This is a genomic window from Mesobacillus sp. QJM3NY_10 (assembly GCF_056173465.1).
In genome coordinates, this window is the sequence record NZ_CM149675.1 from 3,900,623 (window position 1) to 3,913,242 (window position 12,620).

A 12,620-nucleotide genomic window follows, 5' to 3' on the forward strand; every position below is an offset into this window, starting at 1 on the left:
ACTTTTTCGCGGATTCTTTCTCATTTTGGACTTATAGAATCTCTCTATGCGACCTTTTCTTGGCTTCCGCCTCGTTTTGGGCTTATAGAATCTTTCTATGGGACCTTTTTGCGGATTCCGCCTCATTTTGGGCTTATAGAATCTTTCTATGGGACCTTTTTGCGGATTCCACCTCGTTTTGGGCTTATAGAATCTTTCTATGGGACCTTTTTGCGGTTTCCGCCTTGTTTTGGTCTCATGGAATACTTCTATGGCTTTATTTTTTGTTCTTTCCTTTCAGCTATGCGTTATTTTTCGCGAAAATGATTTAACGTTTATAAGGATTATGACCGGGTATGTTTCAGATAATAATACTAATAAGCCTACCCAAGCAGGAGTTGTTTGGAAGAAAGGGGTATTGTTGTGAAAAAGAAGCTTTTTTATGGAGTCCCATTAGCGCTTGCTATCTTTATTAGTGGTTGTTCTGCGGAGACGGATCAGGAAAATGAACCGCCTGTCGAGGATACTGAGAATGATGTGGAAGATGAAGATTTCAAACTGGATGATGATAAATCAGATAGTGATGGGAAGTAAGACATCATGACCATTCAGGCTACTAAAAAGCTGTTTCTTCTATAATGAAGAAACAGCTTTTTTCCATTTTTATGGTTTGTAAGTGATTGCCTGTTTCCCGAACTGCTCCCAGCCTGCAACGAATTCTTCTTTTGAGAGCTTATCGTTTTTATCACCTAGTGGATCGTTAACATATACATTATTGTCGTTAAAACCTGTCACTAAAACGGAATGCCATTTGTAAGTGATTTTTTCTTTTCCTTTTTTGGTATTCCATGTTTCCCAGTGTTTGTCTGGTACGACGGCGAACGTACTGGGTACCAGCACCCAGACGGGCCGGCCATCTTTAACATGCTTCTCCACTTCGTTAAATTCTTCTCCGGTCAGGTCCAGTATTTTTCCTGGAAGGTAAGCTTCTCCCAATTTTGCAACAGGGCCATGGTAGACTCCAAGACCAGGCTTGTCCATTGTTTTCATATTGCCGACAAATCCCTCACCCGGATGTCCCCTCAATCCGTCATTTTCAAATGGAACACGATCGATTTCCTTTGATAACTCCACCTTGCCAACATCCTTGCCCGCATGCTGTAAAAGCATAGCAAGTGTTGTGACTTCGCAGCCTCGCTCTAATTCAGGCAATTGAGATATATGTGGAGCATCAAGTTTCACTTTTGCCTCATTATTTTCATTTGAGTTCTGCGCCTCAGTTTGCTGTTTAGCTTTAGAGGCCGGCTCTGATTCCGGAGGAGGACTTTCTGTACCAGAGCACCCGGCAAGCATGATGATCAACGGTATAATAGCTTTTCTCAACCTTCTTCTCTCCTTGTAGCATTTATTTGTTTTTGGCTTTAAAACCTTCTAATTGTAAAAAAACCTTAGTACCGAAACGGTTCTAAGGTTTTTACCTTGCGTTATTCTTCAACAGACTCTTCGATGATCTGTCGTTCTTCTTCGGTTAATTCCTCGTCATTCTCGGTTGTACCTTCTCTTGGTTCGTCAGGTAATTCATGTGTACCATCTGGTGCCGGAGGAGCTTGTTCATCCTGTTCCATCACCGGATCTTCTTCCGGCGGGGGCTCTTCAGTGGCTCCGCAACCGGCAAGCAATAGGCCTGTCCCCAATGTGAATGAAAGCATTAAGTTTCTTTTCTCCATGTTGCCACTCCTTCCTCTTACACTCTAATATACTTATAGCCTAACTGGACGCTCGTAAACATCCTCCCAGAAGATACGTAAGGTAAATATTAGGGGACAGCTACTCGTTAGAAAGAAAAACTGCAAGCCACAAGCCTGCAGTTTTTTCGTCATTATAAAGGTTTCCCAGCATCGTTTTTCGCATTTAGTTTTTTTCGGCCTGTAAACATCGGAATTAGAATTGTCAGCACGCTTACAATGATCAGTGTCAGCGCGATCGGCTTATCCATAAAGATAGCCAGACTTCCGTTTGAAATTGTCAGCGTTTGCCTGAAGGCTTGTTCCATCATCCCACCGAGAATAAAGGCGAGGATAAATGGTGCCGCCGGAAACGAGAACATCCTCATCAGGAATCCTATGATCCCAAATGCGACTAACATGTATAAATCGAATGTGTTGAAGCTTATGGCATAGACTCCAATCAAACTGAAAATGATCACGAGTGAGATTAAAAGTGGTCTTGGAATCCTGAGTACCCTGGCGATGTAAGGAATCAACGGAAGGTTCAAGATTAGCAGAAAAATATTCCCGACATACATACTCGCAATAATTCCCCAGAATACTTCAGGACGGTCCTGTATCAACAGGGGGCCCGGCTGAACTCCTAAAACTAAAAATGCCCCCAAAAGAACAGCCGTGGTACCCGATCCTGGGATTCCGAGGCTTAGCAGCGGCACGAATGCTCCGCCAGTGGCGGCATTATTCGCTGTTTCGGGCGCTGCCAATCCTTTGATTGAACCCTTTCCGAATTCTTCTGGATTTTTCGCCAGCTTTTTTTCGGTAATATAAGCAATGAAGGAAGCGATCGTTGCTCCCGCTCCTGGCAAGACACCGATGAGAAAGCCTAGAAAGGATTGCCTTGCCATCGGTCCGCTCATTTCCTTTACATCTTCTTTCGACAGACGCAGGCTGCCAATCTCCTTATTGTCACTCATTGAATTGTCTTTTCGGTTCAAGACGAGTGTGCTGACCTCAGCCAAAGCGAATAACCCCAGCGCGATGACCAGGAAGTCGATTCCCTCGAGGAGATTCGGGTTCCCGAATGTGAACCTGCTTGTACCTGTCTGACTGTCGATCCCGATTGTCACTACGATAAACCCTAGGGTTGCCGAGACAAATGCCTTGATGGTTGAGCCTTCAGACAAACTTGAAATGGCTGTCAGCCCCAGGAACATTAGGGCAAAATATTCAGCTGGTCCGAACGATACCGCTACAGCCGATAGAATTGGCGTGAATAACATAAGCAGAATGACACTGACTGTTCCGCCTGTAAAAGAGGCAATTGCCGCAATTGCCAGCGCCTTTCCTGCTTTACCCTGCTGCGCCATCGGATATCCGTCAAACGCTGTTGCAACAGTCCCAGCAACACCCGGTGCGTTCAGGAGGATCGAAGAACTTGAGCCTCCGAAGATGGCACCATAATAAACCCCGGCCATCATAACCAATGCTACCGTGGGATCCATGCTATAAGTAATCGGGATCATGATGGCGATTGCACTGATTGGTCCCAATCCTGGCATCATTCCGATGAATGTCCCCACAAAAACACCGATAAATACAAACATGATTCCTTCTATACTAAAAGCCACTTGAAACCCTGACATTAAACCTTGAAATGCATCCATGCTCTACCCTCCTTTTACAACGGGATAATTCCTGCTGGTAGATTAATTTTCAAAAGATAGTTGAATAGTCCATAAATAACTAAGGAAAATGTAATCGAAACTATTGCATTCGCTACATGCTTTTTATATCCAAGGAATAATGAACATCCAAATATAAATAAAGCAGTCATGAGTAAAAATCCAATGATTTCTAGTAGAAAAATATAGATTAATATAAAAACAAGAACCGCTAATAACAATAGAACATTCTCTTTAGTGATTGTACGCTTTAGCTTTTCAGCTTCAGTCTCTTCATTTTTATCAAAATATAGAAGGACAGCGAAAAACAGCAATAGTAAGCCTAAACCCTTCGGCACAACATCCGCATCGATGATGGCATTTGGGTATTTCGGCAGGTTATAGCTTAATAGCAAATAGAAGCCTGATAGAATCGCCAGGATGACTGCAATTTTTTGGTTGATCCTGCTAAGCAATGGTGGTCACCTCTTTTAATAGAATGAAAGATAGAACAGGCCTGACTGCTCTATCTTCCGATACGTTTCCTTTTATTCAGACTAGAAGTTAGCGTGACAATCCTAACTCTTCAAGAAGTGTCTTCATGTCTTCCGCTTCTTTTTTCAAGAACTCGCTGTACTCTTTGCTATCCATGTAAAGTTCTCCCCATCCATACTTCTTGCGGATTTCATCCCACGCAGGCGAGTCGCTTAGCTCTTTGAATTTTTCTTCATAGTACTTAACGGCTGCAGGGTCCATTCCCGGAGGTCCGAAGAAGCCTCTCCAGTTTACAAACGTTTCATCGATTCCCTGTTCCTTGGCTGTTTGGAAGTCAGATAAGACCTCTCCTTCCAATCTCTCCTCAGAAGTGATACCAAGTACTTTGATTTTTCCTGCTTTTACTTGTTCAATCGTTTCTGCTACACCTGTTGTATAAACATCCACGCTTCCATTCAATACAGCCGTTAAACCACCCGCATCCGGGTCAGAAATATACTTGATTTTCGTTACATCAACGCCAGCGGCCTTAGCAATCTTCACAAACTGCATATGGTCCATACTGCCCGGTGATGAAGTTCCAATAACGCTGACGCTTGCAGGATCCTTTTTCATATCTTCAAACAGATCATTCAGGTTATTCCACTTCGCATCCGCTTTAACAACGAATGCACCGTAGTCTGCAATTACGTTCGCAAGCGGGGTGAAGTCTTCGTACCCATATTCAGATTGCCCATTTAAAGGCACTAAAATTAATGGCGGTGATGCAACGAACATATTGTGCTCGCTGTCTTTTTTACCGGCGATATAAGCCCATCCAATGGCTCCCCCTCCACCAGCTTTATTGACAACCGGTAAACGCTTGTCAATGATTTTCTCCTGTTCGAAAACCTGTGAAGCCATACGTGCTGTTGTATCCCAGCCACCGCCTGGTCCCGCTGGAGCTGTAATTTCAATCGGTTGAGTCGGTTTCCATTCCCCGTTTTCCCCTGTTGCATTGCCGTCGCCAGAAGACTGGTTCGAACATCCTGCTGCCAACAGCATCGTGAATGCCGCAGCCGTCGCTAAAAACTTTTTCATTTTATTTCCCCCTTTGTGAAGATTAATCTTCCATCCTAAACGCTATGTTAATTCAGAATAATTAAAATGTAACCGTTTACAATTTTACTTGCATAAAAATCTTTTTGGGTATTTTGTTCATTTTGTTCACGTGTCTTTCCAAATTGGTTTGCGAGTATGGAAATGCATATAAAAAAACATCTCCATTAAAGGAGATGCATCAAATCAAATAATATTTTCGCTCGGGCCTTCCAACAATTCCGTATTCTAGTTCAGCCCTTGCCTTGCCTACAGAAATTAAATATTCCAAATATCTTCTGGCTGTTGTTCTTGAGGCGCCTAAATGTTCACTTAAATCCTCCGCGTTAATGCCACTTTTTAGCGAACTCAACGTTTCCTCTACTTTTCCAAGAGTTAACGGATCGATTCCTTTTGGCAGAAATTCGGTTTCTCCGACAGCTTGCCCTCCGGTAAATACCTGGTCGATTACTGCCTGGTTAAACTCCTCGTTTGATTCCATTAGTTCCCTGCGTCTAACCACTTTCTCCAGAGCTTCCTTGAATCGTTCAAAAGTAACTGGCTTTACTATATAATCAACTACTCCATTGCGGATCGAAGGTTCCACTACTTTCCGTTCTGTAGAAGCAGTAATCAAGATAATATCCAGATTCTCGAACCTTTTTCTTAAAATTGGCAGGATCGATACACCGTTTCGGTCTGGAAGATAGTTATCCAGCAATAATACATCTACTTCTTTATTTTCCAAAAGCTCAACGGCTTCCTTTGCATTCAATGCTTTACCAACGACCACAATACCCTCAATTTTCTCTAAAAACTGTTCATGAATTGACGCAACCCTGAAATCATCTTCAGCAATAGCTGCCTTGATCATCCCCATCACCCCTTCTCCCTGTGTTCTCAATCTTCCTGTAGTCCCTAATTTGCAGCATTGAGCCTTTTTTTCGGCAGGTAAACGGTCAATATCGACCCTTTGCCTGGTTTAGAATCCACCTCAATGTTTCCATGAAGTTTGTCAATTGCCTGCTTTACAATGGCCAGGCCGTAGCCACGATTTTTTTCACCTTTCGTAGAAAAGCCTGTTTCGAATATTTTATCTGTTTCCTTGACCGGAATCCCTGGTCCATTATCATATACTTCAATGATCAAGTCCTCACCTAGGTCAATCGCGAAAAATGTCACCTCACCCGTTTTGTTCCCTTCTACAGCATCGAAAGCATTATCAATCAGGTTGCCGATGATCGATATTAGATCTGTATAGGGAATATGTGCGGGCAGCGGACCCATACTGCTATTCTCATCAATGATGAACTGAACTTTTTTCTCAGAAGCTTTTCCGAGTTTACCTAACAATAGTGCCTGTATTTTCGTATCAAAGATTTGGTCGAAAATAATCTTGTTCTGACTTTCATGAACTTGTGATTCTTCCTGGATCATTTCAATTGCCTCATCATGCTTGCCCAATTGGAGCAAACCTGATAGTACATAAAGCTTATTGGAAAATTCATGAGTTTGGGCCCGTAAATCCTCTGAATACCTTTGCACTTCAATCAAAGTCTCGAGCATTTTATTGATTTCTGTTTTATCCCGAAATGTTGATACTACCCCGATCACTTTACCGTTTTCAAAAATTGGAGTTCGATTGATGATCATATCTCTATTTCTCAAAGTGATTTCATGATCACGGTCAGGCTTTCCGGATTCCAGCACACGATAGACGCCGGTATTGGGAATGATACTTTCAATTTTATGGTTTATGCTGTCCTCTTGTATATCCAATAGTTCTTTAGCTGATTGGTTAATCATTGTAATATAACCATCTTTATCGACTGAGATAATACCCTCTTTTATCGAATAAAGGATTGCATTCCGCTCAAGGTACAATGAGGTCATTTCATGAGGCTCCAATCCGAGAGTTGTCCTCCGGATGTTTTTAGCCAAAAGATAGCTTGCGAGAATTCCAATCATCACGACGATTAATGAAATGAACCCAATTTCCTTGCCCCTCTGAAAAGCGTCCTCTTTCAGGTCAGCAATCATATAGCCAACTGAAACGATACCGACGATCTCCCCTTGCTGATTTCTGATTGGCCCCTTACCCCTGATTGACTGGCCAAGCGACCCCTTCGCTTTTGATATATAAAACTCACCTTTTAATGCAGGGCTGTTATCTCCTCCAACCATTGACAAGCCAAGTTTCTTCTCATCTGGATGGGCATATCTTAAACCGTCTTTATTTCCCACAACGATGAATTGCGCTCCAGTTTCCCGTCTGATTTGATTCATGAGTGGCTGAAGTGTTTTAGAGGGATCATCATGCTCAAAAGCCATAACAACGGTAGGCATTGAAGCAACTGTCTTGGCCAATTGAAGTGCCTGGTTTCCTCTCTGCTTTTCAACCTGCTTATATTCAATCACCAATGATATGACAAGGAAAGTGAAGATGATAAATACCGTATTAACAATATTCGAGCCTATGATTTTCGTTTGCAGGGACATTGGAAGTTTTTTTCGTTTCATGACTCCCCCGGTAAAAAATTATTATAAATCTATTAATATTCTAATTATTTTTACCATTATTGTCACCCTTATCTATCAAATTGAAGACCTTGGCCATTTTTAACATTGATGATCGATTAGAATTAATGCTGCTAAAAGTGTTGATACTCCAGGTGGCTATCCTTGCTGGGACTAGTTTGTCTGTATGAGACCGGGGAATACTGTTAAAAGGCTCTATTGGACAATCCGGTCAGCCTATTCGCGTTTGTGTCCATTAGACGGGCTCTATCGGACAAAACCATCGGCTTTTTCACAATTTGTGTCCATTAGAAGGGCTCTATTGGACAAAACCATCGACCTTTTTGCAATTTGTGTCCCTTAGACAGGCTCTATCGGACACAACCATCGGCCTTTTCGCAATTTCTGTCCGTTAGAAGGGCTCTATCGGACAAAATCATCGGCCTTTTTAACATTTGTGTCCGTTAGACGGGCTCTATCGGACAAAACCATTGGCCTTCTCGCAATTTTTGTCCGTTAGACAGGCTCTATCGGACAAAAACATCGGCCTTCTCGCAATTTTTGTCCATTAGAAGGGCTCTATCGGACAAAAACATCGGCCTTCTCACAATTTGTGTCCATTAGAAAGGCTCTAGCGTTCTTTTTATAATTAGTGGCCATTAAAACTGAAGGCCTGATCTTTTCACAATTTGTTTCGATAGCGGCTGAAGCAACCATTTAGCGAGGTGTTAAAATGAAATTAAGTGTTCTTGACCAATCTGTCATCAGCAAAGGGGATTCAGCTGGCCAGGCTTTAAGAAACACGGTGGATCTGGCACAAATTACTGAGGATCTTGGGTACACCAGGTTCTGGGTGGCAGAACATCATAATACTAATGGCATCGCTGGTTCCTCTCCAGAAGTGCTGATTTCCCATATAGCATCCAGGACTCGTAAAATCAGAGTAGGTTCTGGAGGTGTTCTGCTTCCGCAATACAGCCCTTATAAAGTCGCGGAAAATTTCAAAGTTCTGGAGGCGCTGTTTCCGAACCGTATTGATGCGGGATTAGGACGTTCTCCGGGAGGATCAGCCATGACAAGGCTCGCATTGACTGATGGGCTGCGCAAAAGCCTAAATGAATTCCCTAGACAGGTTAAAGACTTGCAGGGATTTTTAAGAAATGATTTACCCGGAGACCACCCATACCAACAGGTAAAAGCCTACCCAGAGGTGTCCGGTTCTCCTGAATTATGGCTATTAGGGATTACACATCGAGGTGCAAGACTTGCAGCAGAAAATGGAACAGCTTTTACATATGGCCACTTCATTACGCCGGTTAATGGGAAACGAGCTCTGGAACAATATTATCGGGAATTTCAACCTTCCCAAATACTCGATAAGCCTAAAGCAAATGTTTGTGTATTCGTCGTTTGCGCGGAAACCCAGGATAAGGCTGAAGAACTGGCTTTGGGCCAGGATTTGTGGCTTTTGCGAGTAGAAAAGGGGATGGATACGCGTATTCCGTCGCTGGAGGAGGCGAGGAATACTCCATTAACAGTTAGTGATCGATCTAAGATCATCGAAAATCGTAAACGGATGATCATTGGAACACCAGAAAAAGTAAGAGATGAAATTCTGAAACTTAGCGAAGTATACAGAACTGAAGAGTTTATGATTATCAATAATTTGTACAGCTTCGAGGATAAGGTAAATACATACGCTTTATTGGCTGACGCCATTCTTTAAGAAGGGGGAAATCCCCCTTCCTGTTATTCCTTCATATCCCTTTTGGTCATTTCGCTTCGGATATTCACATCTTTGGATATATTTTTCTCTTTATTGTTAGGATATTTGTTTTTACGTTCACGATTATCATTACGGTTTGTCATGGTCATCCCTCTTTCTTATTTTTTACGGTTTTTGGCAGAATTGATGTCCTGGTCATTGCCTAACTCACCGTTCGTGCGGCCTTTTTCCTTAGCGATCTTTCCGCCCAACCTTACATTAGGCTGGCTGATTTCTTTGTCATTCATGTTTGTCACCCCCAGTTTTAAGATGCTCAATTTTTAAAAATAAAATATCAGAATTTAAATCTTTGTCATTGCACATCGATTCTGTTATGTAATATAATTTATTTAAATAATCTGTTATATAACACTAATTGAGAGAGAGGTAGAACGAATGACTAAAACAGATGCAATTGCACGGAGGATTTTGGGCTGGAAGCTTAACAGATGGGATCGATGGTTCGACTATGAAAAGGGCGTCTTCATCAATGACTCTGAATTCAAGCCTGAACAGAACCTTGTCCATGCGATGCTGGTTGTCGAGAGACTGGAGAAGTTAGGCTACAGCTTTTCATCTAATGGAGTTTCAGAGGCGGCTTTTAACCAATTCAAAGGTATGGGGGAACATTTACCTGAAGCAATTACAAATGCTGCCTATGCCATCATTGAAAATGACTCAGTAGTATCTAGTTCGTCATTATGGCGCAAGCTGTCATAAGCCATACAAAAGAGCTGTCACCCATTCCATGGATGACAGCTCTTTTGAATTTATTCTACTTTTTCGTCCTTCCCTGCCAGCCAAAATGACGTGGCGATCGATGCAATAATGACAATGAAAGGAGCATAAAACATCGTGAATTCAGCCATTTTCCAACCTCCTATGCGTGGTCGTTCCTTTTCCCCTGGACATAGTCTTTATTAAATAAAAACAATCTCAGCAGTAAGTACAATGATGGAAGCAGAAGTCCCAGCCCTGCTATGAATGCGATGATGAGTGCAATCGCCATCGCTTCATTTGTAAAGCTGTCGTAAATGCTGAGAAACGGATATAGCAGATACGGGTAATGCGAAATACCATAGGCAAAGAAGGCAACAAAGAATTGGCCGGTTAAAAGCCCGAATGCCACTCCGTATGCCTTGCGTTTCCCGATCAGGTACACTGTTCCTAAAAACAGGATGAAGGAGAGGGCGAACAGCCACCATAAATCAACCAGCCTGCTGTAATGCTCTGGGTTGTGGTCCTTGAGTTCCACGATGATACCTGTTGCCGTCACAATCGCAGGCACAGACCAATTCAAGGCATATTTCCGCAGCAGCTCTGTTGCAGGTTCATCCTGTGCCTTATTCGCATACCAGGTTAAAAAGACGGCAGATATATATAGAACTGCCGCCAGACTCAAGACGACAATACTCCATGTCAATGGGCTGGTGAACAGGGCCCAGTAGTCCAATTCCACACCCGATGCAGCCTCTTCCACGAAGCCTCCCTCTGAAATCGTCAGTACAATCGATAAGGAGGCCGGAATGAACAAGCCGGTAAGTCCGTATAAATACGTATATCTCTTGTGCTTTAATCCACCGTAAGTGGTGAAAGCATAATAAGCCCCGCGAATGGCGAGCAACACAACTCCAATGCTCGCCGGGACTAGCAGGATGGTTCCGTAGTAATAAGCTGTTTTAGGAAAGAACCCAACAATTCCCACGAAGAAAAACACAAGAAATACATTCGTGACTTCCCAAACAGGCGATAAATAACGCTGGATAATCCCTGTCAGTATATGCTGCTTTCCTCTGAACAGGCTGTATGCATTGAAAAAACCTGCTCCGAAATCGATGGAGGCGACGATGACATACCCAAAGAGAAAAAGCCAAAGAACCGAAATCCCAATAATTTCAAGTGTCATCGAAACTCACCTTCCTTCTCCAGTTCCCTGTCTGCCAGTTCTTGTTCAATTGTATTTTTCCGGAACATCCTTGTTAGTACAACGGTGCTGCCAATGGCAAGAATCAAGTATAAACCTGCAAACAGAAGCAGCATCAAATCGACCTGGCCGCTTGTGGTTGCCGCATCCTCAACCTTCATGATTCCTCGAAGGATCCATGGCTGCCTTCCTACTTCAGCGAACCACCAGCCAAGTTCAATCGCAAGTATGGACAACGGTCCACCGAAGACGATCAGCCAGCGGTACCACCTTGTTCTGATGAAACTCCATTTCATCCACACACCCACAACATAGACAAGTGAAAGGGCCGACATCCACATCCCAATCGTCACCATTCCATCAAATAAATAATGAATATACAATGGCGGGATCTCGTCTTCAGGGAATTCATTAAGGCCAATCACTTCAGCGTTAGGATTGCTGTGAGCTAGAATACTTAGTGCATAAGGAATTTCAAGCGCATATTTTACTTCTCCATCATCAAGAACACCATACAACACCAGCGGTGCTCCCTCATGTGTCTCGAAGTGCCATTCGGCTGCTGCCAGCTTTTCCGGCTGGTATTCTGCGAGGTATTTACCAGAGAAATCACCTATGACAGCAGTGGCAATTGAAAAGATAAGTCCAATTTTCATCGTTAAAAATACAGCTTTTTTATGGTAGATATGATCCGATCCTTTTAAGAGCCGGTATGCGCCAATCGAAGCAAGGACAAATGCTGAGGTCATATAAGCTGTCGACAATACATGGGCAACCTTCGTCGGCATCGCCGGATTGAACATGGCCAGAACCGGATTGATATTGACCAGCTGTCCGTTGACAAGATCGAAGCCTTGCGGCGCATTCATGAACGCATTGACGATTGTGATGAACACGGCTGAAAAGGATGCTCCCACCGCAACCGGAATCAATAGCAGCAAATGTTTCTTCTGATTCTCAAACCGGTCCCACGTATATAGATAAATGCCGAGAAAAATCGCTTCAAAGAAAAATGCGAATGTTTCCATGAACAGCGGGAGAGCGATCACATTGCCCGCCAGTTCCATAAAATTAGGCCATAACAATGATAGCTGCAAGCCAATTGCCGTCCCGGTCACAACTCCGACCGCAACGGTGATGACAAAGCCACGAGTCCATCTTCTTGCGAGCAGAATATAATGCTCATCCTGTTTCTTGATTCCCAGCCACTGAGCGATCATGATCATCAGCGGAATTCCCACTCCGATGGTGGCATAAATAATATGGAAGGATAATGTAAGCTCTGTTAAAACACGACTAAAAAAAACTGATTCTTCATTCCCCATTCTTCAATACCCCTTTTCTATCCAGCAAAAATTCGTCCGATAAAAGACAGACCCATGATTGCAGCCACAATAAAGGCCAGCCACATAAGCACTCTTTCTTGTTTTTTATACATAAAGTCACCTCGAAAGTTTGTTCAATAAATCACATTA

The 12,620-nt window shown here is 43.0% G+C and carries 14 protein-coding genes; 3 read left to right on the forward strand and 11 right to left on the reverse strand.

Features of this window, described 5'->3' with window-relative positions; genetic code table 11:
- Positions 1 to 402: 402 nt before the first annotated feature.
- Positions 403 to 573, forward strand: coding sequence for a hypothetical protein (locus AC0VX7_RS19720; protein WP_475425546.1), 171 nt, complete (start codon positions 403 to 405; stop codon positions 571 to 573).
- A 69-nt stretch (positions 574 to 642) separates the two neighbouring features.
- Here the strand turns inward: AC0VX7_RS19720 and AC0VX7_RS19725 are convergent, their stop codons facing one another.
- From AC0VX7_RS19725 to AC0VX7_RS19755, 7 genes are all read right to left on the reverse strand, one after another.
- Entirely contained in the window at positions 643 to 1,362 is a 720-nt protein-coding gene (locus tag AC0VX7_RS19725; protein WP_475425547.1) for a C39 family peptidase, read from the reverse strand.
- Between the two features lie 101 nt (positions 1,363 to 1,463).
- Complete coding sequence (locus AC0VX7_RS19730) at positions 1,464 to 1,706, reverse strand: hypothetical protein (RefSeq protein ID WP_475425548.1); 243 nt, start codon at positions 1,704 to 1,706, stop codon at positions 1,464 to 1,466.
- A 152-nt stretch (positions 1,707 to 1,858) separates the two neighbouring features.
- Entirely contained in the window at positions 1,859 to 3,370 is a 1,512-nt protein-coding gene (locus tag AC0VX7_RS19735) for a tripartite tricarboxylate transporter permease (RefSeq protein ID WP_475425549.1), read from the reverse strand.
- A 14-nt stretch (positions 3,371 to 3,384) separates the two neighbouring features.
- Complete coding sequence (locus tag AC0VX7_RS19740) at positions 3,385 to 3,843, reverse strand: tripartite tricarboxylate transporter TctB family protein (protein ID WP_475425550.1); 459 nt, start codon at positions 3,841 to 3,843, stop codon at positions 3,385 to 3,387.
- 88 nt (positions 3,844 to 3,931) lie between these two features.
- Positions 3,932 to 4,942, reverse strand: coding sequence for a tripartite tricarboxylate transporter substrate binding protein (locus tag AC0VX7_RS19745; RefSeq protein WP_475425551.1), 1,011 nt, complete (start codon positions 4,940 to 4,942; stop codon positions 3,932 to 3,934).
- Between the two features lie 199 nt (positions 4,943 to 5,141).
- Positions 5,142 to 5,813, reverse strand: a complete 672-nt coding sequence (locus AC0VX7_RS19750; RefSeq protein ID WP_475428206.1) for a response regulator — start codon at positions 5,811 to 5,813, stop codon at positions 5,142 to 5,144.
- Positions 5,814 to 5,857: 44 nt separating this feature from the next.
- Positions 5,858 to 7,459 carry an ATP-binding protein gene (locus AC0VX7_RS19755; protein ID WP_475425552.1) on the reverse strand — a complete coding sequence of 534 codons (1,602 nt, stop codon included), beginning with the start codon at positions 7,457 to 7,459 and terminating at the stop codon, positions 5,858 to 5,860.
- Positions 7,460 to 8,189: 730 nt separating this feature from the next.
- Between AC0VX7_RS19755 and AC0VX7_RS19760 the strand changes: the two genes are divergently transcribed.
- Entirely contained in the window at positions 8,190 to 9,182 is a 993-nt protein-coding gene (locus AC0VX7_RS19760) for an LLM class flavin-dependent oxidoreductase (protein ID WP_475425553.1), read from the forward strand.
- A 158-nt stretch (positions 9,183 to 9,340) separates the two neighbouring features.
- Here AC0VX7_RS19760 and AC0VX7_RS19765 read toward each other — a convergent pair whose 3' ends face one another.
- Positions 9,341 to 9,469, reverse strand: coding sequence for a hypothetical protein (locus AC0VX7_RS19765; protein ID WP_475425554.1), 129 nt, complete (start codon positions 9,467 to 9,469; stop codon positions 9,341 to 9,343).
- A gap of 148 nt (positions 9,470 to 9,617) precedes the next feature.
- Here AC0VX7_RS19765 and AC0VX7_RS19770 point away from each other — a divergent pair, with 148 nt between their 5' ends.
- Positions 9,618 to 9,941, forward strand: a complete 324-nt coding sequence (locus tag AC0VX7_RS19770; RefSeq protein WP_475425555.1) for a BC1872 family protein — start codon at positions 9,618 to 9,620, stop codon at positions 9,939 to 9,941.
- Positions 9,942 to 9,991: 50 nt separating this feature from the next.
- On the opposite strand, the gene cydS is transcribed toward AC0VX7_RS19770, so the two are convergent.
- From cydS to AC0VX7_RS19785, 3 genes are read right to left on the reverse strand one after another with little or no spacing between them, the layout of a single operon-like run.
- Positions 9,992 to 10,090 carry a cytochrome bd oxidase small subunit CydS family protein gene (gene cydS, locus AC0VX7_RS19775; protein ID WP_475425556.1) on the reverse strand — a complete coding sequence of 33 codons (99 nt, stop codon included), beginning with the start codon at positions 10,088 to 10,090 and terminating at the stop codon, positions 9,992 to 9,994.
- Positions 10,091 to 10,101: 11 nt separating this feature from the next.
- Positions 10,102 to 11,127: a cytochrome d ubiquinol oxidase subunit II gene (locus tag AC0VX7_RS19780; protein WP_475425557.1), complete on the reverse strand. Its 1,026-nt coding sequence runs from the start codon at positions 11,125 to 11,127 to the stop codon at positions 10,102 to 10,104.
- Entirely contained in the window at positions 11,124 to 12,470 is a 1,347-nt protein-coding gene (locus AC0VX7_RS19785; RefSeq protein ID WP_475425558.1) for a cytochrome ubiquinol oxidase subunit I, read from the reverse strand. The genes AC0VX7_RS19780 and AC0VX7_RS19785 overlap by 4 nt, the downstream gene beginning before the upstream one ends.
- Positions 12,471 to 12,620: the final 150 nt, after the last annotated feature.